A 23,360-nucleotide genomic window follows, 5' to 3' on the forward strand; every position below is an offset into this window, starting at 1 on the left:
AAAATATGAAAAACTTGAATTTGATCTTAATACCATAGATAGTTCGCTTATAAATAGTAGGATTTTCAATGGTATGGAGTTTATTTTTGATGATTTAGATACGAACGCTGTTACTGGAAAAACTTATCTGCCTATTTTTCTCAATGAAGCAGCTTCCGAAGTTTATGGAAGCAATGTCTTAAATAAGGAGAAGGAAATTTTATCCGGGAATAAAAATTCAGGATTTAGCAATAACCAGAGTCTTATCGCCTTTATTAAAGATCTGTACGCAGAATATGATGTCTATAATAATTATATCAAATTTTTTGATAAAAGTTTTGTAAGTCCTCTGTCAAAGACCGGTATAGATAATTACAATTACGTGCTTACTGATAGCACCTACATAGATAAAAAGTGGTGCTATAATATTGTCTATTATCCTAGACGAAAAGGCGAGCTCAATTTTAAAGGAGATTTTTGGGTTAATGATACGACCTGGGCTATCAAAAAAATAAATTTGGCCATGTCCAAAGGCGCTAATATCAACTGGATAAAAGATGTCTACATTGAACAAGAGTTTGATGTGCTTAACGACTCTGTTTTTTTGATTACTAAAGATTTATTTATGACCGATTTCTCCTTAACTAAAAAAGAGGAATCTCGTGGAGTCTATGGAAAACGTACCACCCTATATGATAATTATATATTCGATAAGCCTAAAGGGAGTTCCTTTTACAATTATCAGCCAGAGGTCTACAACGAAGCTATATATAATAGAGATGACCAATTTTGGACTCAAAATCGACAAGAGGAATTAAACAAAGATGAAAATCAGGTTTATAAAACTCTAGATACCCTTAAAACCGTAGATGCGTTTAAGCGAATATATAATGTAGGAACTATTTTAGCTACAGGATATTGGGAGCAAAAGGGCTGGGACTTTGGTCCGGTATTTTCAACCTTTGGCTTTAATGAAGTAGAAGGCGTAAGATTAAGAGTTGGGGGAAGAACTTATTTTTCTCAAAACGATCTTTGGAGAGTTCAGGGATTCATGGCTTATGGATTTGGAGATGATAAGTTTAAGTATGGTATATCAGGGAAATGGCTGTTAGACCCAAAAACAAGATTGACTATCGCTGGAGGAAATAGAAGAGATGTGGAGCAACTTGGTGCTAGTCTTACCAGTTCTACCGATGTATTAGGGAGAAACTTGGCTTCATCTTCGGTACTTACAGTTGGAGCAAATACGAGCCTTACTAGTATTAACTTGACTAGTTTTTCAATTGCCTTTGAACCTTTGAAGAATTTTAATTTAAGGTTTGAGGGAAACTTTAAAAGCCTGGAATCCGCATCAGATCAATTTAGCTTAGATTACTTTACAAATACAGAGCGCACGGAAACCAAGGCTGTAACAGAACAAGTGGAAATCTCTTCTATTATACGATTTTCTCCAGGTCGAGAAACGACAGGCTATGGGGTGGAGCGGCTCACGGTAAACACCGATAAATATCCAGAACTCTTTTTTAATTATACAAAAGGACTGAACAACATTACCACGAATGATTTCGACTACGAGAAGCTGCAGTTTTATTATAGACAACCTATCCAAATTGGTGGCTTTGGTAGTTTTATTTCCACTGTAGAATTAGGGAAAACCTTTGGGGCCGTTCCTTTAAGCTTATTGAGCATTGTACCGGGTAACCAAACCTTGTTTTCTATACAAGGCACATTTCCTTTATTAGATTTTTATGATTTTGCAACAGATACTTACGCGAGTGTTAACTTTGAACATAACTTCAATGGTCGATTCTTTTCCAGAATACCATGGCTTCGGGAGCTAGATTTAAGAGAAATTGTCTCGGTGAGAGCAGTTGCAGGGAGTATTTCAGAAGAAAATCAGTTGCTTAATGCTTCATTTTCCAATCCGATATTAAGGGCGCCAGGCCGAGAGCCCTATTGGTCCTATAGCTTTGGGATTGGTAATATATTTAGGATTTTAAGAATAGATTTTCACTTTAGGGGTAACTATAATGATCTCCCTAGTGCCAGAAAATTTGGGGTGACAGGTGGATTTGGGTTTCAATTCTAAAATAAATTTTAAAGTAGGGTAAACAGATTTTGTGTTGTTTTATACTTAAACACCTAAAACAAACACATAATGAAACTCTTAAATCAACAGTAGGACCTACTTGGATTAGTTTTAATGTCTTCCTGCTCGTTAGACGATTCTGTCTCAGATCCAAATCTAGGCACTACTCCTAAATCTAATCTAGAAATCAAAGCCCCTGTTGACGCAACCTCTTTTGCTAGTGTAGAAGTTGCTGAATTTTTCATCAACATTAAAAATATTAAATTCGATTTTGCAGACGAATTTGGTGATAGAAATTCATCTGATTCTGACGATGAGTATGATTTGACTTTTGAAGACTTATACCAAATTAAACCTATAATGTCGCAATAAATCGTTTCTTTTTCGCCTGCTTTTTATCAAAAATAATTACCGTAACTAAGGCTATGCTAATTATTTTCAACTTCAATCAATCAAAAAATAATTCAATTTATTTATACGACATTATAAATTTAATTTGGTATTACCTAGTGAGATCGTAGCTTATCTAGAGGGCAATTATCCGAACGATCCTTTTTGTAAAGAAGAACTAGAAGATGATGACGATGACCCTTATGTCTATGAAATCGAATTGCAAAGTGAAACTGAAATCTATTTCAGAGCCGACTTTAGCATTTATGCAACAGAGTTTGATGACGATGGTTGCGATTTTGATGACGACGGTGATTACAATGACGGAAATTACGGAAATGATGACGATTTCGAATTAAATGGTCCTTTCGAGCTGAATCTAAATTCAGATGTGATCACAGTGATTAACGTTGAAATTCCGGTTGGAGAATATGAAGAAGTAGAGTTTGAAATGGATAGAAGCAGTGATCCAAGTAGTGACTTATATCAAAAATCTATCCTGATGAGAGGAACAATCTCAGGAACAGAATTTGAATTTTCCCACACTTTCAGTGAAGAGTTTGAAATAGAAGACGAAGATGCCGGTCAAAATCTTGTGATCACCGAGGACAATAATAACAGAGTTATTTTTGAATTTGATTTAACTTCAGTATTTGGTTTTGTCGATTTAAGTGGTGCTACAGATGGAAATGAAAATGGAGTCATTGAAATAAGCCCAGAAGATAAGGATGGTAACAGACAACTTGCCTACAGAATTAAAAATGCAATTAAAGATTATCTAGACTTACTAGACGACTAGAAAGTGTTCTAGACTCCATTTTAACTCCCTATTTGGATCGCCAAATAGGTTTTTTTTATGCTATATTTTTTATTGATCTATCAGTTTAATGTGATATTGTAGTGTATCCAGAGATTATTTTGGGATAAGAAATGCTGCATAAAACTATTTATAAAGGGTTGTGTTTTAGGCATTCTCTATTTCATTTTTAATCCTAGTTTTGATCTGGCTTAAAATCAAAAGTGCCCCAACCAATGGGATAGAAACAATGAATAATGTTTGAGTGCTCTGGGAAGTAAAAAGTCTGACAAGGATAACTACAATGAGAATTAACCATGCTAATAGGGCTAAATAAAAAATAATGTTTAAAATTTTTAATTTGGATTTTAAATCCTCTGTAGTCGGTTGATTAGAATTCATTAAATAAATTTATTAGTTAGAGTTTTTCAACTATTAAAAAACTCAATTCATCAGTATCTTCATCGGAAAGTTCAATAGTATTTGGGGTCGAAAACCTGTCGACCACCCAATCTTCATTAAACTCTTCCAATAGTTCATTGTTTTCAAAATCCAGCTCAAAAATCAATTCTTCCTCATCAATTTCTGCAGTCCATTCACCTTTAAAAGAGTTTCCGCTTGTTAGTCATCAAATTCATTTAGGGTGAAGGCGTTATTTGAATTGATGGTAATCTCGTATTGAAATTCAAGGCTTAGGCTATTAGAATTATCGATGAAATCGTCAAAAGCGGTCGGGTTTTGATGAAGTCTGGAGATGAGGCCAGTCAATTCACTTAGACTTGTAAGACTAGAAGTTTTATCCACTTGTTCAAAAAATTCCTCAGTTTGACAAGAGAGTAAAATAAAAAAGAAACCAAATCCGTAAAATTGTTTCATAATCTGTAAATTTATAAAAACCTATCTTAAGATATAACAACTTTTTCCATATAAACCCTAACTTTCAATTAGGGTTTATATATTGTCATTTGTTTATATAAAACTAGTTAAGGAGATCCTATGGAGAAACAACTCGTCAATAATGTTTGTGAAGAACAGGTTTTTGAAGGGATTTATAGCAAAAATTCAGAAGTGATAAATAATTACTTCTTCTATAAGTTTGGTCATAAAATCATGGCAGAGGACTCTGTTCAGGAAGCTTTTTTAAAGCTCTGGGAGAATTGTAAAAAGGTTCCTTTTGCAAAGGCAAAATCTTATTTATACACAGTAGCCAATACTATTTCTTTAAATAAATACAAACACCAAAAGGTGGTTTTGAAGTATGCAAAGACTGAGCCTCAACGGACTGAAGATTTCCAAAGCCCAGAGTATAAGATGGATGAAAAAGAGTTTAAGGTAAAGCTAGAAAAAGCTATACAAGACTTGTCAGAAAAGCAAAGAGTTGCCTTCTTGCTCCATCGGATTGATAATAGATCTTATAAAGAAATAGCAGAAATTTTGAACATAAGTGTAAAGGCTGTTGAGAAGCGCATGCAAAAGGCTTTAGAGGGGGTGAGAAAAAAAATTGATGAATTTAAGTAGGGTAAACCCTTTTTAATTATTCTTTAAACAGAGAGTATAAAAATGAAACAAAAATATAATTTAGTAGATTGGCTCGACGGTAAAGTAGATGATGAGGCTGTCAAAAACACGAAGGGATTTGATACATTAAAGAAGATCAAAATGTATTCAGCGCATTTTCAAAAGCCAGAGTTTAAAAAAGATGAAGTTTATAAGGCTATTAAGAAGAAAAAAAACAGCCGTAGAAAAACTAAATTTAATTGGTCTATAGCTGCATCTACCCTTTTAATTATTGGAGTATCAACACTTGTTTATACTTTATCCAATAAAGATTTTACATCCAAAATCAACTCCCAAGAAACGGTTTTGCTTCCCGATGACTCTAAAGTTATTCTAGCTCAAAATAGCAAATTTCAATTTAATAATTGGTTTTGGAGTTTTGATAGGTCCACCACACTTTTCGGTAAGGCTTATTTTGATGTGGCTAAAGGAAAAACATTTACGGTTAAAACCGATTTAGGAACCGTTCAAGTGTTGGGAACTCGCTTTGATATTGAGTCCAGAGATTCTATTTTTAGAGTAGTCTGCTATGAAGGATCAGTAAAGGTGACCTCATTAGAAAATGAAATCATTTTAGAAAAAGACGAGTTTGTTGCTTTTCAAAATGGGCGCAAAGTAGAGCAAAGTAATGTTTATATAGATGAGCCAGACTGGATATCCACTGCGAATGTATTTAAAGACTCTCCTTTGTCTGAAGTAATCCTTCAGTTAGAAAAAGACTATACTATAGAAATAGATATATCTAAGCTCAACCAAAACAAGCGTTTTACAGGAAGTTTACCTTCAGATAGTTTATCCTTGGCTTTAGATATTTTAGTTAAAACGTATCAAATCAATTTCAAAATTATCAATAGAAATAAGTTCATTTTTGTTGATGATGAGACCCAATAAACCCTCTACGAGATTTCTTTTTTTAATATTGTTTATCCTATCAGTCAATTCCCTTTTTTGCCAACCCTTTAAAAAGTTAAGTCTTGTTGATTTACTTATTACCCTAGAAGAAAAATATGAGGTGTCGTTTAATTATTAGTCTGAAGATTTATCTGATGTCAGAGTCCTTGCTCCACAAAACGTAGAGCTTAAGTTAGATTTAAAGTTCTTAGAACAACAACTCCCTCTTGAGTTTACTTTTATTACTGAAAAATATATAAGTATTTCTTATAAAAGGAATCTAAAGTGCTAGACGTTTTTAAATGCAAATGCCTTGTCTCCCGTTTTTGGTGTAAAAATATACCGAAATACTAAGCTTTTGGGAGAATCTAATGGCATGGGAAAAGTCTTTGTCGATTCTACGCTTGAACTATCAGAGTTGAAATTCTATCATCCTAAGTATTTTAATACTAAAGGGGTGCAAGCTCAATCAAATGTAGAAAGCATTTCTTCAGGCAGTCAAGGCTTTCAAAACCAATTGGAGTTTTTGCGGTTAAGTGGAAATTATGAGGTTTTTGGTGCTGAGTTTCTTGCTCAAAAAAGAGTTAATCAGTTCATTTTTTGGGTTAACTTCTCTGTGATGGATAATAGGTATGATGTCTAAAATTTTGATCCTCAGCAGTTTGCTAATAATTTTGAAATCAGACAGAGTTCAGCATTTGGGATGAGCTACGACTCAGATGAGCTTAAATTATCTTTTGGTGGCCGCTATTTCTCAGGTAAGCCAACCACAGATATAGGTCTTGATAATCCAATTTTGTCTCCACAAACCAATCCAAGTTTAAATTTCCTAAGTCCAAACGAAGCCAATTTGCAAGATTATTTTCAGCTTAATTTTTCAGGAAGTTATACGCTCAACTTTGATTCTTCAGCCTTAGAAACTGGTTGAGTATTTTGAACTTCTTCAATAATGACACTTTAACCAATCAGTTTTCAGACTAGATGAGTCTGGATCCACTGAAGAAAATAGTCGCGTTAGAAATCTAGAGTTGACTCCTAATCTTTTCTTGACCTATCGGTTTTAGCACAATTACACCAATTTAAACCTATAATATCGCAATAAATCCTTTTACCGAAACGAATTCGGCACAGGCTTTTTTCGCCTGCTTTTTATCAAAAATAATTAGCATAACTAAGGCTATGCTAATTATTTTCAACGTCAATCAATCAAAATACTTGTGCTGAGCTACGTCGTAGCATAATTAAATTTATGTCATACGACATTATAAATTTAATTTGGTATTACTTTTTTTCTTTTGAATGTTTTACGGTTCATCTGAATTATTCAACTGCTCGTCAATTAATTAAGAATACAATGAAGCTTTCATTCTATTTTTGACATGAATTTAAAACCCAAATATCATGTATACTATTGTGAAATTAATGATACTAGCTTTACTATTTTTTCTTCAAAGTCTTGTTGCTCAGGATGCGGGAGATTTGACCGTTAGATTTGAGAATGTAAAAGAAACTAACGGAGAACTCTATGTTGGAATTTTTGAAAAGGATAATTTCCTAAGACAACCTACTATTGGAAAAATGGTTAAAGTAGATTCAAATGGCTCAGAAGTAACCTTCGAAGGAGTGGCCTATGGCTCTTATGCGATTTCAGTATTTCATGACCTTAATGGGAATAAAACAATGGATCGTGAGTCAGATGGAATGCCATCAGAACCTTGGGCGATGTCTGGATCTGTGGATCCTAATCAATATCCAACTTGGGATGGCGCTAAATTTGAATTAAACTCAAAAAAACAGGAACTTCTTCTCGAGTTTTAATAAAGTAAGAAGGTCTGACTCGGAATTTACTTTTGAGTCAGGTTTTTTATTTACATATTTTTTAACTATAAGTCAAAGATTTTGCTATTTTTGCGATCCTTAAAATTTACATAAATAAGCGATTATGACATTTGATGTTTTGATAGAGATCCCGAGAGGAAGTAGAAATAAATACGAGTACGATTTTAACTTAAAGCAAATTAGGTTCGATAGGATGTTGCATACTTCAATGATGTATCCTGCAGACTACGGTTTTGTCCCAGAAACTTTAGCCTTAGATAACGACCCTATAGATGTATTAGTGTTATTCACCAATCCTGTTGTTCCAGGTTGTGTCGCTAGGGTTAGACCTGTAGGTGTTCTGAATATGTCTGATGAAAAAGGCCCTGATGAAAAAATTATTTGTGTTCCAGTAACAGATCCAATGGGAGATGATGTTCACAAATTTTCAGATTTAAACCCTCATACAATCAAAGAAATCGAGCACTTTTTTAGAACGTATAAAGATTTAGAAAATAAAGAAGTGATCATAGGAAACTGGGGCGATGAGCAAGAAGCTAAAGATTTAGTTGATAAAGCTATAGCGCGCTACAAAGAAAGCGATACAGTGACCAATAACTTCAGTTTATAAGAGGTTATATCATCTACACTAATTTTAAGCCACTTTATTTGAAGTGGCTTTTTTAGTTAATAAAAATCTTCTTTAATAGATTTCAAATTCCTATTTTTGCACAAATACAGATGAAATTATGTTCGATAGTTTAAGTGATAAATTAGACAAGGCATTTCATGTTTTAAAAGGACATGGACAGATTACAGAGGTTAATGTAGCAGAGACACTTAAAGAAGTAAGAAGAGCATTGGTAGATGCCGATGTCAACTTTAAAATAGCAAAAGATTTTACAAACCTCGTCAAGGAAAAAGCCCTAGGTCAGGATGTTTTAAAGACTTTAAAGCCTAATCAATTGATGGTCAAAATCGTTAAAGACGAGTTGACAAAATTGATGGGAGGTGATGCAGAAGAAGTTGATTTATCGGGTAATCCTAGCGTTATTTTAATGTCTGGACTCCAAGGGTCTGGTAAAACAACCTTCTCTGGTAAGTTGGCCAACTACCTAAAGTCCAAAAAGTCTAAACAACCCTTGCTGGTTGCTTGTGACGTTTATAGACCTGCAGCTATAGATCAATTGCATGTCGTTGGAGACCAAATAGGCGTTGAGGTATTTTCTAACAAAGAAGAAAAAAACCCAGTTTTAATAGCAGAAGCTGCAATAGCTCATGCTAAACAAAATGGACATAATGTTGTGATTTTGGATACGGCTGGGCGACTTGCTGTCGACCAAGTCATGATGAATGAAATCTCCGATATTTACAAGGCTGTAAAGCCTCAGGAAACTTTATTCGTTGTCGATGCTATGACAGGACAAGATGCGGTCAACACGGCCAAGACTTTTAACGATGTCTTAGATTTCGATGGTGTTATTCTTACAAAATTAGATGGTGATACTAGAGGTGGAGCAGCAATCTCTATTAAGTCTGTGGTCAATAAACCAATTAAATTCATTGGTACTGGTGAGAAGATGGATGCTATAGACGTCTTCTATCCTTCTAGGATGGCAGATCGTATATTGGGAATGGGAGATGTTGTTTCCTTAGTGGAAAGAGCACAAGAGCAATATGACGAGGATGAAGCTAGAAAAATCCAAAAGAAAATTGCCAAAGATAAATTTGGCTTTGATGACTTCTTAAAGCAGATCCAACAGGTGAAGAAGATGGGAAGTATGAAGGATTTAATGGGAATGATTCCTGGTGCTGGAAAGATGATGAAGAATATGGATATCGATGATGATGCTTTTAAGCATATAGAAGCAATGATCCATTCCATGACTCCACATGAGAGGGAAAATCCAACTAGCATAAATGCTAGCCGAAAGAAAAGAATAGGAAAAGGTTCCGGAACTTCCGTTCAAGAGGTAAATCAACTCCTAAAGCAGTTTACTCAAATGAGTAAAATGATGAAGATGATGCAAGGCGGTGGCGGTAATAAAATGATGGAGATGATGAAAAAGATGCAATAACTAAAATCTAAATACATGACAATTCTTGACGGTAAGAAATGCAGCAACGACATCAAAAATGAGATCAAAGATGAAGTTGATAAGATGAAAGCTAAAGGTGAGAAAGTACCACACCTTGCCGCAGTTTTAGTTGGAAATGATGGAGCTAGTCTTACTTATGTAGGAAGTAAAGTTAGAGCTTGTGAACGAGTTGGATTTAAATCTACTTTGGTTAAGCTATCCAGTAATATTTCAGAATTAGAATTGTTAGATAAAATTGAAGAGCTTAATCAAGATGATGACATAGACGGGTTTATTGTTCAGCTTCCTTTACCTCCTCAAATTGATACCCAAAAGGTCTTGATGCAAGTGGATCCTCAGAAAGATGTGGATGGTTTTCATCCGACAAATTTTGGAAAAATGGCATTGGATATGACCACTTTTATTCCTGCGACACCCTTTGGGATTTTAGAACTATTGGAAAGGTATAATGTAGACACCAAAGGAAAGCATACGGTTGTGATTGGGAGAAGTCACATTGTAGGAAGACCTATGAGTATTTTGATGGGTCGCAAGGGTTGGCCGGGTAACTCGACAGTCACCCTAACCCATAGTCATACTAAAAACATTACACAAATCATAAGCCAGGCGGATATTGTGATTTCAGCTCTAGGTATTCCTAACTTTTTAAAGGCAGAAATGATTCGCGATGATGCTGTTGTTATAGATGTTGGAATTACAAGAGTGCCAGATGAGAATGCTAAAAAAGGCTATATTATTACTGGTGATGTAGATTATGAAAATGTAAGTAAAAAAGCCTCTTTTATTACACCTGTACCAGGAGGAGTAGGACCAATGACCATAGCTATGTTATTAAAAAACACACTCTTAGCTAGAGAGTTGCATAGATTGAGAGAATAATAGCTATAGTGTAGTAGTGATCTCTTCGGATCTGGCTATTTTCCAGTTCTCATAATCCAACAAGTCATCATTAATGAGCTTTAGGACAAAACTGAAAACGGTGATGTCATCTAGATATCCTAGAAAAGGGATAAAGTCAGGAACCAAATCTAAAGGGTTAATAATATAGAGAATGGTAAAAATCATTGCTGCTATAGTCTTCCAAGGTGTTTCAGGATATTTCTTTTGCTTTACATCTTTTAGCATTTGAAACATCAGAATTATTTTATCTTTATACTTCTTCCAATTGGGATGGTTGATTTTCGCAAACAATTGATCCTTTTTATTAAAGACAGTTTCAAAATCTATATCTGAAACAGTTTCTATTCCTTTTTCAATAAAATTCTTGTCAACTTTCTTCTTTTTCTTGTTTGATGTTTTCATTTAATTTAATTTCTTTTTCAGATTCGAATTCACCATATTCTTTTTTGTAAATCACGACTACCAACAAGAATAAAGAGAGTAATAAAGGTCCAAAGATCAATCCTATAAAACCAAATAAGGGAACTCCAATAATAACTCCTATTAAAGTGATGAGCGGATGTTCGTTGGCCATCTTCTTAAGAACAAGTAGTCTAACAATATTATCTGAAGATCCTACAATCACAAAGCCATAAAGCAAAACCCCAATAGCGGAGGCTGTTTCTCCTTGGTAGTAAAACAATAAAGTTACCGGGATAAAACCAATTGCTGTCCCAACAAATGGGATCATTGAACCAATAGTGGTTATGACGAACCAAAACATAGCTTCTTGAACTCCAAAAATCCAATATCCTATCAAAGAAATGATGCCTTGAAAAAGAGCAACAAGAGGGATTCCAATGGCGTTTGCTTTCACCTTCTTTGCAGACTCTTTAGCGATGAGTTTTAGATTTTCTACATCGATAGGGATATAGGTCTCCATAGATATCGTTAGCTTTTTTTGATTGAGTAGCATATAATATAATAAGAAATACATGATACTAATCGAGATAAAAACTTCAAAAGTTCCTCCAGCCAACCCTTGTAAATTGTTAGATAACCAATCGGTTACGGCTGTACTGTCAATTTTTTCTCCGAGATTAATTCCAGACATGGTTTCAATCTGAACCAACTGAGCTTTTGTGGCTTCAATGACTTTTTCTGAATTCTGGATAGCGCTACTTACTTTGGAAGAAAGCATAAGAATAATTCCTAAGACAGGAACAAGAATTAAAATAAAGGAGGCGACCATCAATATGCTGACACTTACAGTTGGGTTCCAGCCATTATTGAGCATCCATCTCATAAGACCCCTCAATAAAACATAAAAGGTAATTGCGCCTAATATTCCCGAGATATAGGGGAGGAGTTCTCCAAAAATAAGACCTCCGAGAGAAAGAATAATCAATAGAATGAAGAGCTGTCTAACAAGTCTTGGTGAGAGTTTATCCATTTTTATTTAGCAAAGATTTGATCTGTATTTTTAAAGCTTTTAAATTCTAATGCATTTCCACTTGGATCTTTAAAAAACAGTGTGGCCTGCTCGCCAGGCTTTCCTTGAAATCTTATGTAGGGTTCAATAACGAAGTCGATATTCAAATTCTCTAACCTTTTTGCGAACTCATGGAAATCATTCCATGCCAAAACAACACCGAAATGGGGTATAGGAACTTCATGACCGTCCACTACACTGAAGGCATTTGGATTAGGTTGATGGGTTTTGTCTTCGTGAATAACAAATTGATGACCAAAAAAGTCATAATCAACCCAATGTGAATCGCTCCTACCTTCTTTAAAGCTTAAGGTGTTACTGTAAAATGATCTTGCTTGGCTTAGATTATTTACAGGGATAGCAAGGTGGAAGGGGGCTAAAGACGTCATGGTAGTATTTTTTTGTTTTAATCTTTATGATTTGTTAGTGTACAAATCTTTTATTTCTTCTTCAGTAAGGTTTCTATAGTTTCCTTTCTCCACATCTAAAGTAATGTTTTTTATTCTTGTGCGCTTCAGGGTTCTTACTCTATAGTCTAAGGCTTCACACATTCTTCTTATTTGACGGTTAAGCCCCTGTGTCAAGACTATTTTAAAACTCCTATCCCCCAATTTTTCTACTTCACATCTTCTTGACATGGTGTCTAAAATTGGAACACCCTTTCTCATTTTTTCAATAAAATCATCGGTTATGGTCTTGTTAACAGTAACTAGATATTCCTTGTCATGAAAATGTCTTGCTCTAAGGATATGATTTACGATTTCACCATCATTTGTCATTAGGATTAGGCCTTCACTCATTTTGTCTAGCCGTCCTATGGGGAAAACTCGAGTAGGATAATCTACAAAATCGACAATATTGTTTTTTTCGACTTTAGAATTCGTAGTGCAAACGACACCTTTAGGTTTGTATACCGCTAGATAGACTTTTTCTTCAGTCTCTTTCTCCACAAGTTTTCCATCTACATAAACTTTATCACCGGAATTAACTTTAGTTCCCATTTCTATGTATTCACCGTTAATGGTGACTCTACCTTGTTCCATCAATTTATCTGCTTCTCTTCTTGAGCAGAAGCCAGCTTGACTTAAATATTTATTAATCCGAATAGACTCTTTATTCATAGGTGTTGGTTAAGAATTTTAAAATATCATCTCGAATTTCACTTTTATTAAGGGAATGGCCAGCACCTTCTGTAATCTTAAGGATGGAGTCCTTTAAATTTTTATGAATTGATTTTGCGGCTTCAACTGGAGCTACTTTATCGTAACGATCATGGATAATTAATGTGTCTTTTTGTACTCCTTTGGCAAATTCTGCAATAGAGAATTCACTAAAGGTATAACTAAATTTTTCTTTAAAGAAAGCTTCTAGAGAAGACATGAATTTAACGTTGAGGTTCAATACCCGTTTATAATCGCTCATGATTTCACTCATCTCAGATGGAGCGCCAAGCAAAACTAGTTTTTCTACATGGATGCTGTGCTTTAAATATTGATTATAAACCACAGTCATTGCTCCTACGCTATGTCCAATAACAATTTCTGGTTGGTAAAGACTCAGTAATTGATCCAGACATTTCGAATATATAAGGACATTAAGTAATTTTCCTTCAGAATAGCCATGTGCTGGTGCGTCAAAAGCAACTATATTAAAATCTTTTTTTTGAAGATCTTCAATAAGATCTTTCCATCTATGGGTGTTGCTATCCCAGCCATGAATAAGAATGACGGTTTTGCCATTGCCTTTCCAGTGATAGGTTTGTATTGTTTTTGAATCATGCTCAATCGCAGTTGATTTGGCTTTATTCAAAAACACCTCCTGTTCTGGTCTTACTTTTCCTTTTCTTGGAGAAGAAAATAATTCATAGGCCTTCAGTAAGGCTTTGTCTGGATTAACAAGATAGAGTGAACTCAACCGAAGACCTATGATTTTTGGGAGATATTTGTTAACTATTTTCTTAGATGTTTTCATAAGGTTGACCGAGATAGTTGAGGGAAAACTTTAAAAATAAGACTTTATGCTTTAGTCTAGATCCTTAAACTTTAACCAAAAGTACTTAATAGGAGCTTCGTCTGGAATTTGATTGGCTTCAATCTTAATTTCAGAATCGAATCTCAATTCACTAGGGAGATGTTTCTTATCAATCACGATATAGGCTCCAATTACATTGATGTTTAAAATAACACTATTGATGCTATTCTGGATATTATCAATTTTATAATTTTTATAGATGGCTTTAAAATTGCTATCAATACCTAAACCTTCTTCTGTTTTATATCTGGAGTCTAAAATTTGAATTTCATCGATAGTGAGTAATGTGTCATTTTTGAATTTAGGTTCTACAATTAAAGATACATTCCCTTTGCTATCATATATTTCGATTTCTTCTGTCTTTCCAAATCTAGTTTCAATATCAAAATCAGCAATAGAGTCGGTTTCTAAAATAGTTTTTAAGTCTTTAATTTCTGTTTTTGGGGTAAGTTGGCCTAATTGATTTTTGCTGATAAGTGTTTTAGAGGTAGAACCATCACAACTCACAAGCAAAACTAAAAGCAAGCTTCCAAATAGGGATAAAAGTTTCATTTAAATTTTTCTTCAAAAATAAATAAAGTCTCGTACTTAATAAGATTTAGTGTCATTTATTATGAGAAGACTTTTGTTATATTTTATTTCGAAAAAAGCTTTCAGTATATTTGTAGCATGCAAAATGAAAAAATCGAAGATCTCGTTCAAAAAGGTGTAATGTTACCCCTTATGGAAGAGTTTTATACTATCCAAGGTGAAGGGTATCATACTGGGACAGCAGCTTACTTTATCCGAATAGGAGGATGCGATGTGGGTTGCCATTGGTGTGATGTGAAAGAGAGCTGGGATCCAGAACGGCATCCTCCCACACAAATAGGATCTATTATTGAAAATGCTAAAAAATATAGTAACACTATCGTGATTACAGGTGGTGAACCTCTTACTTGGGATATGTCTATGCTTACCCAAGGCCTGAAAGATAACGAACTTAGCATTCATATAGAAACATCTGGAGCTTACGACTTGACTGGGGTTTGGGATTGGATTTGTTTATCTCCCAAAAAAAATAAGTTACCTAAACCAGAAATTTATCCAAAAGTAGACGAGTTAAAGGTCATTATTTTTAATAAACATGATTTTAAATTTGCTGAAGAGCAAGCATCACAAGTAGGCGATGACTGTGAACTTTTTCTACAACCCGAGTGGAGCGTCAGAGAAAAAATGACTCCACAAATTGTAGAGTACGTCATGAAGCATCCTCAATGGAGGATTTCGTTGCAAACGCATAAGTATCTCAATATCCCTTAAACACTTTCTATAATTAAACATACATCAAATTCATTTTGTCATCGAAGTGTTTAAAATTAATTTTTTTTCGCCAAGTGCTAACGACAATATTACTGCAATTGGTCAACCCAAGTCTGCTAACCTAAATGATGGTAAAGAATTTGGTGTTGCACATGTACTAGCCTTTTATGGATATGTAACTGTTCATTTAGGCGCTATTCAAACGGTAAGTAGTTTTTATCAACGTAATATAGAGGACAACCTTGAGTAGTCTTCAGTCATAAATAATAAACTAAAAGCGGCCAATTGGTCGCTTTTTTTATGGGTTTAAATAGTGTCCTTCCCACTGATTAGACTTATCAAACCTAACTCTTACATGGTTTGGTCTGCTTAATTGAAGGTATTCTAAGGTTTCGGGAATTAATTTTAAAACGCAAAAGTGATGTTCATCCTCTTTATAGTCAACGTGGTCTGGATTGTCTATGGGTGTTCCTGGGGCATGTTTGGTGATAAAATCTTTTTGTGACTTTCCTTGTACTCGACTCCAGTAGTCTTCATAAGCCTTACCAGATCTTACTAACTCCACTTGTCCCTCAACTTTAATCTGCAAAAGTTTTTTAGGATGGTAGAACAGTAAGCTCGCTTTTGAGTTTTTTTCTAATTGTTGCACTTTATCACTTCTATTGTCTGAGTATATGATAAGGTCAAAATCATCTGTAGCATCTCTTAAAACTACCGTGCGCTGGGTAGGGGCACCATTTTCAATACTCGCTAAACTCACATACCTAAAGGGATGTTTTTTTTTGAGATATCCAAATCTAACTTCACTTTTTAAATCCTTTAAAATTTGGTCTAACATTTTTTGCTTAAAAGTAAAAAAATAGCAGCTAAACGGAAGCCAGTTTTGTCTCAAATTTATACTTTTGCCTATGCAAAAAAATGTTCTTATTCTCGATTTTGGATCTCAATATACACAGCTCATCGCTAGGCGAGTACGCGAGTTAAACATCTATTGTGAAATCCATCCCTTCAATAAATTGCCTGAAGACTTATCTGCTTTTAAAGCTGTGGTACTTTCAGGAAGTCCCTTTTCCTGTAGAAACCCTGAAGCCCCTCAACCAGATTTGAGTCAGATTAAGGGAAAAATTCCACTTCTGGGAGTCTGCTTTGGTGCTCAATTTATGGCACACAACTTTGGAGGTGAAGTTGTAGGTTCTAATACCAGAGAATTTGGAAGAGCCAACCTGTCCTTTATAAAAGATAAAGAATTGCTTTTTGAAGGAATCCTTGAGCAATCCCAAGTATGGATGTCACATAGCGATAGCATCGAGTCTTTGCCAGATCATTTTATAAGAATAGCGAGTACAAGCGACGTGCTTAATGCAGCCTACAGAATTGAAGGAGAAGACACTTATGGAATTCAGTTTCATCCAGAGGTCTATCACTCTAAAGACGGTGCACAACTCTTAGAAAACTTTTTAGTTCATATTGCTCAAGTTCCACAAACTTGGACTCCATCTGCTTTTGTAGATATGACGCTAGCTGACTTGAAAGAAAAAATTGGAGACGATAAAGTGATTCTAGGATTAAGTGGTGGAGTAGATTCTACAGTTGCTGCAACCTTGCTTCACAAAGCTATCGGTAAGAATCTACATTGCATCTTTGTGAATAACGGACTACTGAGGAAAAACGAATTCGACTCTGTTCTTGACCAGTATAAACACATGGGTTTAAACGTAAAAGGGGTGGATGCCACAGATTTATTTTTAGATGCTTTGCATGGTGTTTCTGACCCTGAGCAAAAAAGAAAGAAAATAGGAAATTCATTTATCGAGGTTTTTGATGATGAAGCCACTAAAGTAAAGGACGCTACCTTTTTAGCTCAAGGGACTATCTATCCTGATGTCATAGAGTCTATTTCTGTCAATGGACCTTCTGCAACCATAAAATCACATCACAACGTAGGAGGTTTGCCGGATTTCATGAAATTGAAAATTGTTGAACCTTTAAGAATGTTGTTTAAAGATGAAGTGAGACGGGTAGGAGCAGAGATGGGCATCGATCCAAAACTTCTGGGAAGACATCCTTTTCCTGGACCGGGTTTAGCCATTAGAATTTTAGGAGAAATTACCAAAGAAAAAGTAAGTATATTACAAGAAGTTGATGCCATTTTTATTGATGCGTTAAGAGAATGGAACTTGTATGACAAAGTTTGGCAGGCAGGAGCAATTTTACTTCCTGTAAATTCCGTTGGCGTAATGGGAGATGAAAGAACTTACGAAAAAGTAGTCGCCTTAAGAGCCGTAGAATCCACAGATGGGATGACGGCAGATTGGGTAGATTTACCTTACAACTTTCTCCAAAAAGTATCTAATCAGATAATTAATCGTGTTAAAGGCGTTAATAGAGTAGTGTACGATATTAGTTCTAAACCACCAGCAACTATAGAATGGGAATAATGAAAAGATTTATTTTAAGTAGTATTTTAGTGTTAGCCTTTGTGAATCTGAGTGCGCAAGACCTCAAAAGTTATGCGGCAGAACAAGGTGAAAATCTTCAAGAAATAGCTTCAAAATTCCAGGTAGATTTATTAACCTTAAGAAAGTTGAATCCCTCTATAAGCGACCTTAAAGATATATCGGGGCACCTTTTTGTAGTTCCCGCTCAGCCTAATTTTAGTTTAAATTCAACTGTTAAATTAATTTCCTATGATGTAAGTCCCAAAGAGACGCTTTATAGTATTTCAAAGACTTATAATTTAAAAGTCAAAGATTTAAAAACGTATAATCCATTTCTTTTTGAAAGGGGATTAGACTATAATGATATACTTAGAATCCCTGTATACGAACTTAAAGACAAAGATTTAGATATTAATCAGAGTATTAAAAACTCTGAATTTAGTTCTTTAATGCACCTTGTTTTACCTCATGAAACGAAGTATGGAATTTCAAAAAAATATGGGCTCAGCGTAGAACAATTAGAAGCGCTTAATCCCGGTATTGATGAAAAAGAAATCCAACCAGGGCAATTTGTGAAAATCAAGCGTCCTGTTGAAATTAAGAGTTTTCCAAGACCTAGAGATGAAAACTATGTTTACTTAGAGGTAGATCGTGAAAATTCTATTCAATCTATTTCTGAAAATTACGATGTTACAGAATATGACTTATTAGCTTCCAATCCTTCTTTGAAATTTGAAGGTATGAGTGAAGGTCTTATTCTAAAAATACCTCAAATAGATGAGGCTGAATTTTTTAAATATCAAAAATTCACTTTTGAGGATAAGCTTAAGTATTTTGATACAAAATCTATTGCGGTGATGCTTCCTTTAAATTTAGAGCGGACTAAAATTGATAGTATTGATTTTGGTTCCCTATTGAAAAATAGTAATCTGCTAAGAATTTCGCTGGATTTTTATGAAGGGATACAAATGGCTATCGATTCTGCATCTGCAAGAGGAATCTCAGTAAATATGGATGTTTATGATACTCGGAATGATCCCTCTCATGTTAGCCAACTTTTAACTGAGGATTTTAAAAAATATCAGGCTGTAGTTGGTCCATTATTGGACCCAAGTCTTAAGAAAGTCACCAACTTCCTCTCGAGAGACAACGTGCCTGTTATTTCTCCACTGGTGAATCCAAAATTTGAATTTAACAATCTCTTCAGTACGCTTCCCAAAGACGAAGCTATGCAAGAGTTGTTAATTACTTATATTCAAAAGTCGTGGAGTGATGAAAATATGGTCATCTTAACCGATAGTATTTCAAAGCCTATCCAGAGAAAATACACCTATACATTTCCAGATCTTAAAGTTGTGAATCAAGAAGATTCACAATACTTGCAAAAGATGGACATACAACCTCATTTAGATTTGTTAAAAACCAATTGGTTTATTTTGGAAACAGAAAATATAGGCATCGCTGAGGCAACAGTTTCTTTTTTGAAATCCTATTCTAGAAAAGGATACGACATTAGGCTTTTTACATCAAAACGGAATTCATTTTATGATGATGAAATTTCAAACTACTATCTCAGTGATCTCCAATTTACATTTCCATCTATTTCAAAATCTCACTTAGCATCGGCAGATAGCCAAACTTCCAATGCTTATTACATCAAGCATGGTGCGTCTGCAAACCGCTATGTGATGAGAGGTTATGATGTGATGATGGATTTGCTCTTAAGGTTGACTTATGCTAAAACTCTTCAATCTTCCACGGAAATACAAGGCTATACTGAGCATCTTGAGAATAAATTTAATTACACTAAAAATGAATTTAGTTTAGGTTATGAAAATGATGCAATTTATCTTTTCCAGTATGGTAAAGATTTAAACATTGAAGCTATTGATTTGTCAAAGTTTCTAAGAGCAGGTGAATAATTTAATAGAGCTTGAAACGTTAAAACTCAATTTGGCTGGCTTTAAGTTTGGCAGTCTCAAATTCAGTAATAAGATTTTCAACAATTATTTTAGCAGGTATAACATCATCTATCAATCCAGAGATTTGCCCAATTTCTAATTCACCTTCTTGTAGATCACCTTCAAACATTCCCTGTTTTGCCCTAGCTCTTCCTAGTAATTGTTTAAGGTCTTCCTTTGAAGGAGAAGTTGTGTATAAGCTTTCGATATCATTGTAAAACTTATTTTTTAAAAGCCTTACAGGAGCTAATTCTTTTAAAGTAAGCTTAGTATCGCCTTCTTGAGCTTTGAGGACTTCATTTTTGAAATTGATATGACAGGAAGCTTCTTCACTAGCCACAAATCGAGTTCCTACTTGCACAGCATCAGCACCAAGAATCATCGCGGCTAACATGCCAGCTCCTGTTGCAATTCCTCCAGCAGCGATAAGCGGGATGTCCAAATCCTTCTTGACCATGGGAAGTAACGTAAAGGTGGTGGTTTCTTCACGTCCATTATGACCTCCTGCTTCAAATCCTTCTGCAACGACAGCGTCAACTCCAGCATCCTGAGATTTCAAGGCAAACTTTACACTGCTTACTACATGAACCACTTTTATACCGTTAGACTTTAAATGAGCGGTCCATGTTTTTGGATTTCCTGCAGAAGTAAATACGATAGGAACCTCCTCTTCTATAATGATTCCCATGATTTTATCCAAATCTGGATACAACATAGGAACATTGACTGCAAAAGGCAGAGAAGTTGCTTTTTTACATTTTTGAATATGTTCTCTTAAAATATCTGGATACATAGAGCCAGCACCAATGATGCCAAGGCCGCCAGCCTTACTGACTTCACTTGCCAGCTTCCAACCACTTGCCCAGATCATCCCAGCTTGAATAAGAGGGTGCTTAATACCGAATAATGAAGTTATTCTATTTTGAGACATGAAAAAATATTATGCGATTACACCTGACCCTAACACTTCGTCTTCGTGGTACCAGGCCACAAATTGCCCTTCAGAAATGGCAGTCTGTTCATCTTCAAAAATAACATAAAGTTCGTCTTTCATCTTGTAAAGCTTAGCTTTTTCCAAAGGCTGTCTATACCGGATTCTTGCCATCACCTCCATGGTATCGCCCTCTTTTAATTCCAGATCTTGTCTTATCCAATGCACTTCATCATTTGTGACCCAAAGGCCTTTTTTATGAAGTCCAGGATGAGTTTTGCCTTGGCCAGTGTATAAAATATTATTTTCTACATCGGTATCTATGACAAAAAGTGGTTCTTTGGTACCTCCAATAGCTAAACCCTTCCGCTGTCCTTTAGTAAAAAAATGAGCCCCAACGTGAGTGCCCATAACCTTACCAAACTCAGGTTTTAAACTCAATTTTTTGCTATCCTTTTTAAGCTGAGTTATTAATTCTGAATCTGTTTTCGTTGACTTTTCTGCTTTAAAGACGTCGTGAGAAGAATCAATTTCGATCACTTGGCCTTCCTTGGATTCAAGCTTTTGCTGAAGGAAATCTGGTAATTTCACTTTACCAATAAAGCATAAACCTTGAGAGTCTTTTTTATCTGCAGTGATTAAATTCTGAGATTTAGCGATTTGTCTCACTTCAGTTTTTTGAAGTTCTCCAACGGGGAATAGTGTTTTAGCCAATTGCTTTTGAGACACCTGACATAAAAAATAAGATTGATCTTTATTCTTATCTTTTCCTGCCAACAATCTATAAATGGTTTCACTGTTTTTTTTAATGCTGTCTTTTCTGCAGTAATGCCCTGTGGCGACATAGTCTGCGCCAAGAGAGGTTGCGATATCCATAAATACATCAAACTTTATTTCTCTGTTGCAAAGTACATCTGGGTTTGGAGTTCGACCTTTTTCGTATTCGGCGAACATATAGTCTACAATACGTTCTTTATACTGCTTGCTGAGGTCCACGGTCTGAAAAGGGATTCCTAATTTTTCGGCAACTAACATGGCGTCGTTGCTATCCTCAAGCCAAGGGCATTCATCACTAATTGTCACAGAATCATCGTGCCAATTTTTCATAAATAAGCCTATAACTTCATACCCTTGTTCTTTGCACAAATAAGCAGCTACACTGGAATCGACACCACCACTTAAACCAACAACAACTCTTTTCATGACTCTTAAATTAAAATGCAAAATTACGAAAGTTTATATTGACTCAGTTAAAATAGCTTTGTTAACTTCTTCATATAAGATTCATCTTGTCTAAAATTATTTAACCTAAATTGTAAAGAAAAATAATACCCATGAAAAAGAAAATATTTTTATCTAAATTAATTTTTATAACACTAGTCAACAGCTTCCTGTTCGCGTGTAGTGGCGATGAGGCGGCGGTTCCTATAGCTGACAATCCAACTACTTTTGAAATTATCTCTGAAAGTCTAGATCATACTATATTAGAAGATTTACTTTTGAGCTCTGGTTTGGATCAGGCCTTAAATTCAGGAATCTATACTGTATTCGCCCCTACCGATGCTGCATTTGGAAATATAGACACGTCTAATTTAAGCGATAGCCAAGTAAAAAATATTCTTATGAATCATGTTGTTCAGGGTGCAGCGGAGTCTTCAAATCTTATCACTGCTTACCTCAATACATTAGCTGTAGAAAGTTTATCTGGTGTAGAAAATAATTTAAGTTTATATGTCAATGTAGGAACTGACATAACTTTAAATGGTCAATCCGTTGTCACTGGTCCAGATAATTTAGCGTCTAATGGCGTAGTTCATATTGTGAACGAAGTCATTACCATTCCAGATGTAACTACTTTTGCTATAGCCGATCCAACATTTGGAACCTTGGTCGACGCTTTAATCTTGGATGGACAGCCAGATTTTGTAGCTACCTTGAGTTCTTTTCAGGCTCCAGCTCCGTTTACTGTATTTGCTCCTACCAACGATGCATTTGTAACAGCATTGACTGAATTAGGCGTTGAGAGTCTGACGGATATTGACCCAACAATTCTAACGTCTATATTGAACACACATGTTATTGCTAATGCTAATATTACATCAGCCGAACTTGAAAGTGGAACCATCGAGACTTTAGGTGAAACATTCGAACTAGATGCTCCAAATGCTACAATAACAGACCAAAATGGAAGGTCAATTGCTATTGTTGTGACAGATGTGCAAGCGGGCAATGGAGTTGTTCATGTGGCAAGCAGTGTAATTCTTCCAGACTTAAATTTAGACCCACCACCATCTGCCAATAGTGTAGAAATGACAGTTGGTAATAATGGGGCCTCATCTTACTTTGTGAGTGAAATCATTGGTGATGAAAATGTAACTCCCTTAAATGTGGCTAATAGCTCTTGGGTTTTGACTGAAGGGACCCGTTATCAATTGACTATCTTGGGAGCAAATTCTCATCCCTTCGAACTAAGAAATTCAAATGGTGATGCTCTTTTAAGTCAAAGTAATGAGGGGTCATTTGAAGCAGATACTGCAGTTGACTTTCAAACTGATGGACAACAATTCGACTTTACAGTTACACCTGAGTTAGCAGCTGAACTAAACAAATACTTTTGTGCGATTCATTCAGGTATGAATGGTATGGTGAGTGTTCAGTAATTTTTACAAGCTTTATCAAACAAAAAAGGAGACCAATTTTGGTCTCC

General features: G+C 35.1%; 27 protein-coding genes. 15 read left to right on the forward strand and 12 right to left on the reverse strand.

The features are described from left to right. The 3 genes from CXF67_RS10300 to CXF67_RS10310 all read left to right on the forward strand — a co-directional run. A partial coding sequence (locus CXF67_RS10300) for a DUF5686 family protein (protein WP_102088667.1) occupies positions 1-2,068 on the forward strand: 2,068 nt, incomplete at its 5' end. Between the two features lie 114 nt (positions 2,069-2,182). Next, positions 2,183-2,440 carry a hypothetical protein gene (locus CXF67_RS10305; RefSeq protein WP_180957960.1) on the forward strand — a complete coding sequence of 86 codons (258 nt, stop codon included), beginning with the start codon at positions 2,183-2,185 and terminating at the stop codon, positions 2,438-2,440. A gap of 124 nt (positions 2,441-2,564) precedes the next feature. Beyond that, positions 2,565-3,257 carry a hypothetical protein gene (locus CXF67_RS10310; protein WP_257984659.1) on the forward strand — a complete coding sequence of 231 codons (693 nt, stop codon included), beginning with the start codon at positions 2,565-2,567 and terminating at the stop codon, positions 3,255-3,257. A gap of 165 nt (positions 3,258-3,422) precedes the next feature. Here CXF67_RS10310 and CXF67_RS10315 read toward each other — a convergent pair whose 3' ends face one another. From CXF67_RS10315 to CXF67_RS18825, 3 genes are read right to left on the reverse strand one after another with little or no spacing between them, the layout of a single operon-like run. Further along, entirely contained in the window at positions 3,423-3,656 is a 234-nt protein-coding gene (locus CXF67_RS10315) for a hypothetical protein (RefSeq protein WP_102088668.1), read from the reverse strand. A gap of 16 nt (positions 3,657-3,672) precedes the next feature. After that, positions 3,673-3,822: a hypothetical protein gene (locus tag CXF67_RS18820; protein WP_257984660.1), complete on the reverse strand. Its 150-nt coding sequence runs from the start codon at positions 3,820-3,822 to the stop codon at positions 3,673-3,675. Positions 3,823-3,875: 53 nt separating this feature from the next. Further along, entirely contained in the window at positions 3,876-4,130 is a 255-nt protein-coding gene (locus tag CXF67_RS18825; protein WP_257984661.1) for a hypothetical protein, read from the reverse strand. A gap of 120 nt (positions 4,131-4,250) precedes the next feature. On the opposite strand from CXF67_RS18825, the gene CXF67_RS10325 reads away from it, so the two are divergent. The 8 genes from CXF67_RS10325 (at position 4,251) to CXF67_RS10355 (ending at position 10,498) form a co-directional block, all read left to right on the forward strand. Next, the gene (locus CXF67_RS10325) at positions 4,251-4,772 is read left to right on the forward strand and encodes an RNA polymerase sigma factor (protein WP_102088669.1); all 522 of its coding nucleotides are present in this window, start codon (positions 4,251-4,253) and stop codon (positions 4,770-4,772) included. Between the two features lie 42 nt (positions 4,773-4,814). After that, positions 4,815-5,702, forward strand: a complete 888-nt coding sequence (locus tag CXF67_RS10330) for a FecR family protein (protein ID WP_102088670.1) — start codon at positions 4,815-4,817, stop codon at positions 5,700-5,702. Positions 5,703-6,015: 313 nt separating this feature from the next. Further along, complete coding sequence (locus tag CXF67_RS18830) at positions 6,016-6,345, forward strand: hypothetical protein (RefSeq protein WP_257984662.1); 330 nt, start codon at positions 6,016-6,018, stop codon at positions 6,343-6,345. 60 nt (positions 6,346-6,405) lie between these two features. Continuing rightward, on the forward strand, positions 6,406-6,630 hold the full coding sequence (locus CXF67_RS18835; RefSeq protein WP_257984663.1) for a hypothetical protein: 225 nt from the start codon (positions 6,406-6,408) through the stop codon (positions 6,628-6,630). A 473-nt stretch (positions 6,631-7,103) separates the two neighbouring features. Beyond that, positions 7,104-7,520 carry a DUF2141 domain-containing protein gene (locus tag CXF67_RS10340; RefSeq protein WP_102088671.1) on the forward strand — a complete coding sequence of 139 codons (417 nt, stop codon included), beginning with the start codon at positions 7,104-7,106 and terminating at the stop codon, positions 7,518-7,520. A gap of 124 nt (positions 7,521-7,644) precedes the next feature. Next, positions 7,645-8,151: an inorganic diphosphatase gene (locus tag CXF67_RS10345; protein WP_015025302.1), complete on the forward strand. Its 507-nt coding sequence runs from the start codon at positions 7,645-7,647 to the stop codon at positions 8,149-8,151. 118 nt (positions 8,152-8,269) lie between these two features. Continuing rightward, the gene (ffh, locus tag CXF67_RS10350) at positions 8,270-9,598 is read left to right on the forward strand and encodes a signal recognition particle protein (protein WP_015025303.1); all 1,329 of its coding nucleotides are present in this window, start codon (positions 8,270-8,272) and stop codon (positions 9,596-9,598) included. Between the two features lie 15 nt (positions 9,599-9,613). Continuing rightward, positions 9,614-10,498 carry a bifunctional 5,10-methylenetetrahydrofolate dehydrogenase/5,10-methenyltetrahydrofolate cyclohydrolase gene (locus tag CXF67_RS10355; protein ID WP_102088672.1) on the forward strand — a complete coding sequence of 295 codons (885 nt, stop codon included), beginning with the start codon at positions 9,614-9,616 and terminating at the stop codon, positions 10,496-10,498. Between the two features lie 3 nt (positions 10,499-10,501). Here the strand turns inward: CXF67_RS10355 and CXF67_RS10360 are convergent, their stop codons facing one another. Genes CXF67_RS10360 through CXF67_RS10385 form a run of 6 tightly spaced genes read right to left on the reverse strand, consistent with a single transcriptional unit; the run spans position 10,502 to position 14,573 of the window. Next, the gene (locus CXF67_RS10360; protein ID WP_102088673.1) at positions 10,502-10,921 is read right to left on the reverse strand and encodes a YkvA family protein; all 420 of its coding nucleotides are present in this window, start codon (positions 10,919-10,921) and stop codon (positions 10,502-10,504) included. Then, on the reverse strand, positions 10,887-11,951 hold the full coding sequence (locus CXF67_RS10365) for an AI-2E family transporter (protein ID WP_102088674.1): 1,065 nt from the start codon (positions 11,949-11,951) through the stop codon (positions 10,887-10,889). Before CXF67_RS10365 ends, CXF67_RS10360 begins: the two co-directional genes overlap by 35 nt. A gap of 2 nt (positions 11,952-11,953) precedes the next feature. Beyond that, the gene (locus tag CXF67_RS10370) at positions 11,954-12,379 is read right to left on the reverse strand and encodes a VOC family protein (RefSeq protein ID WP_102088675.1); all 426 of its coding nucleotides are present in this window, start codon (positions 12,377-12,379) and stop codon (positions 11,954-11,956) included. Between the two features lie 24 nt (positions 12,380-12,403). Then, entirely contained in the window at positions 12,404-13,111 is a 708-nt protein-coding gene (locus CXF67_RS10375) for a pseudouridine synthase (RefSeq protein ID WP_102088676.1), read from the reverse strand. After that, a complete protein-coding gene (locus CXF67_RS10380; protein ID WP_102088677.1) occupies positions 13,104-13,961 on the reverse strand; it encodes an alpha/beta fold hydrolase in 858 nt (285 codons plus the stop codon). Before CXF67_RS10380 ends, CXF67_RS10375 begins: the two co-directional genes overlap by 8 nt. A 51-nt stretch (positions 13,962-14,012) precedes the next feature. Next, entirely contained in the window at positions 14,013-14,573 is a 561-nt protein-coding gene (locus CXF67_RS10385) for a hypothetical protein (protein ID WP_102088678.1), read from the reverse strand. Between the two features lie 117 nt (positions 14,574-14,690). On the opposite strand from CXF67_RS10385, the gene CXF67_RS10390 reads away from it, so the two are divergent. After that, positions 14,691-15,323: a 7-carboxy-7-deazaguanine synthase QueE gene (locus CXF67_RS10390; RefSeq protein WP_102088679.1), complete on the forward strand. Its 633-nt coding sequence runs from the start codon at positions 14,691-14,693 to the stop codon at positions 15,321-15,323. Between the two features lie 298 nt (positions 15,324-15,621). Here CXF67_RS10390 and CXF67_RS10400 read toward each other — a convergent pair whose 3' ends face one another. After that, complete coding sequence (locus CXF67_RS10400) at positions 15,622-16,161, reverse strand: pyridoxamine 5'-phosphate oxidase family protein (RefSeq protein WP_102088681.1); 540 nt, start codon at positions 16,159-16,161, stop codon at positions 15,622-15,624. A gap of 70 nt (positions 16,162-16,231) precedes the next feature. On the opposite strand from CXF67_RS10400, the gene guaA reads away from it, so the two are divergent. Both guaA and CXF67_RS10410 read left to right on the forward strand, forming a co-directional pair. Then, entirely contained in the window at positions 16,232-17,761 is a 1,530-nt protein-coding gene (guaA, locus tag CXF67_RS10405; protein ID WP_102088682.1) for a glutamine-hydrolyzing GMP synthase, read from the forward strand. Then, complete coding sequence (locus CXF67_RS10410; RefSeq protein WP_257984664.1) at positions 17,761-19,683, forward strand: amino acid ABC transporter substrate-binding protein; 1,923 nt, start codon at positions 17,761-17,763, stop codon at positions 19,681-19,683. The genes guaA and CXF67_RS10410 overlap by 1 nt, the downstream gene beginning before the upstream one ends. Before the next feature lie 19 nt (positions 19,684-19,702). Here CXF67_RS10410 and CXF67_RS10415 read toward each other — a convergent pair whose 3' ends face one another. Continuing rightward, complete coding sequence (locus CXF67_RS10415) at positions 19,703-20,653, reverse strand: NAD(P)H-dependent flavin oxidoreductase (RefSeq protein ID WP_102088684.1); 951 nt, start codon at positions 20,651-20,653, stop codon at positions 19,703-19,705. Between the two features lie 9 nt (positions 20,654-20,662). Then, on the reverse strand, positions 20,663-21,856 hold the full coding sequence (mnmA, locus tag CXF67_RS10420) for a tRNA 2-thiouridine(34) synthase MnmA (RefSeq protein ID WP_102088685.1): 1,194 nt from the start codon (positions 21,854-21,856) through the stop codon (positions 20,663-20,665). Between the two features lie 131 nt (positions 21,857-21,987). Between mnmA and CXF67_RS10425 the strand changes: the two genes are divergently transcribed. Further along, positions 21,988-23,313: a fasciclin domain-containing protein gene (locus CXF67_RS10425; RefSeq protein ID WP_102088686.1), complete on the forward strand. Its 1,326-nt coding sequence runs from the start codon at positions 21,988-21,990 to the stop codon at positions 23,311-23,313. The last annotated feature ends 47 nt before the right edge of the window (positions 23,314-23,360 follow it).

The sequence above is a fragment of the Psychroflexus sp. MES1-P1E genome (assembly GCF_002836055.1).
GTDB lineage: Bacteria > Bacteroidota > Bacteroidia > Flavobacteriales > Flavobacteriaceae > Psychroflexus.

What these genes read in the sequence shown, in the direction of transcription:
- CXF67_RS10305 (WP_180957960.1), top strand. Translation starts at nt 2,183, where the DNA reads ATGTCTTCCTGCTCGTTAGACGATTCTGTCTCAGATCCAAATCTAGGC.
- CXF67_RS10315 (WP_102088668.1), bottom strand. Translation starts at nt 3,656, where the DNA reads ATGAATTCTAATCAACCGACTACAGAGGATTTAAAATCCAAATTAAAA.
- CXF67_RS18825 (WP_257984661.1), bottom strand. Translation starts at nt 4,130, where the DNA reads ATGAAACAATTTTACGGATTTGGTTTCTTTTTTATTTTACTCTCTTGT.
- CXF67_RS10325 (WP_102088669.1), top strand. Translation starts at nt 4,251, where the DNA reads ATGGAGAAACAACTCGTCAATAATGTTTGTGAAGAACAGGTTTTTGAA.
- CXF67_RS10330 (WP_102088670.1), top strand. Translation starts at nt 4,815, where the DNA reads ATGAAACAAAAATATAATTTAGTAGATTGGCTCGACGGTAAAGTAGAT.
- CXF67_RS18835 (WP_257984663.1), top strand. Translation starts at nt 6,406, where the DNA reads ATGAGCTACGACTCAGATGAGCTTAAATTATCTTTTGGTGGCCGCTAT.
- CXF67_RS10340 (WP_102088671.1), top strand. Translation starts at nt 7,104, where the DNA reads ATGTATACTATTGTGAAATTAATGATACTAGCTTTACTATTTTTTCTT.
- CXF67_RS10345 (WP_015025302.1), top strand. Translation starts at nt 7,645, where the DNA reads ATGACATTTGATGTTTTGATAGAGATCCCGAGAGGAAGTAGAAATAAA.
- ffh (WP_015025303.1), top strand. Translation starts at nt 8,270, where the DNA reads ATGTTCGATAGTTTAAGTGATAAATTAGACAAGGCATTTCATGTTTTA.
- CXF67_RS10355 (WP_102088672.1), top strand. Translation starts at nt 9,614, where the DNA reads ATGACAATTCTTGACGGTAAGAAATGCAGCAACGACATCAAAAATGAG.
- CXF67_RS10360 (WP_102088673.1), bottom strand. Translation starts at nt 10,921, where the DNA reads ATGAAAACATCAAACAAGAAAAAGAAGAAAGTTGACAAGAATTTTATT.
- CXF67_RS10365 (WP_102088674.1), bottom strand. Translation starts at nt 11,951, where the DNA reads ATGGATAAACTCTCACCAAGACTTGTTAGACAGCTCTTCATTCTATTG.
- CXF67_RS10370 (WP_102088675.1), bottom strand. Translation starts at nt 12,379, where the DNA reads ATGACGTCTTTAGCCCCCTTCCACCTTGCTATCCCTGTAAATAATCTA.
- CXF67_RS10375 (WP_102088676.1), bottom strand. Translation starts at nt 13,111, where the DNA reads ATGAATAAAGAGTCTATTCGGATTAATAAATATTTAAGTCAAGCTGGC.
- CXF67_RS10380 (WP_102088677.1), bottom strand. Translation starts at nt 13,961, where the DNA reads ATGAAAACATCTAAGAAAATAGTTAACAAATATCTCCCAAAAATCATA.
- CXF67_RS10385 (WP_102088678.1), bottom strand. Translation starts at nt 14,573, where the DNA reads ATGAAACTTTTATCCCTATTTGGAAGCTTGCTTTTAGTTTTGCTTGTG.
- CXF67_RS10390 (WP_102088679.1), top strand. Translation starts at nt 14,691, where the DNA reads ATGCAAAATGAAAAAATCGAAGATCTCGTTCAAAAAGGTGTAATGTTA.
- CXF67_RS10400 (WP_102088681.1), bottom strand. Translation starts at nt 16,161, where the DNA reads ATGTTAGACCAAATTTTAAAGGATTTAAAAAGTGAAGTTAGATTTGGA.
- guaA (WP_102088682.1), top strand. Translation starts at nt 16,232, where the DNA reads ATGCAAAAAAATGTTCTTATTCTCGATTTTGGATCTCAATATACACAG.
- CXF67_RS10410 (WP_257984664.1), top strand. Translation starts at nt 17,761, where the DNA reads ATGAAAAGATTTATTTTAAGTAGTATTTTAGTGTTAGCCTTTGTGAAT.
- CXF67_RS10415 (WP_102088684.1), bottom strand. Translation starts at nt 20,653, where the DNA reads ATGTCTCAAAATAGAATAACTTCATTATTCGGTATTAAGCACCCTCTT.
- mnmA (WP_102088685.1), bottom strand. Translation starts at nt 21,856, where the DNA reads ATGAAAAGAGTTGTTGTTGGTTTAAGTGGTGGTGTCGATTCCAGTGTA.
- CXF67_RS10425 (WP_102088686.1), top strand. Translation starts at nt 21,988, where the DNA reads ATGAAAAAGAAAATATTTTTATCTAAATTAATTTTTATAACACTAGTC.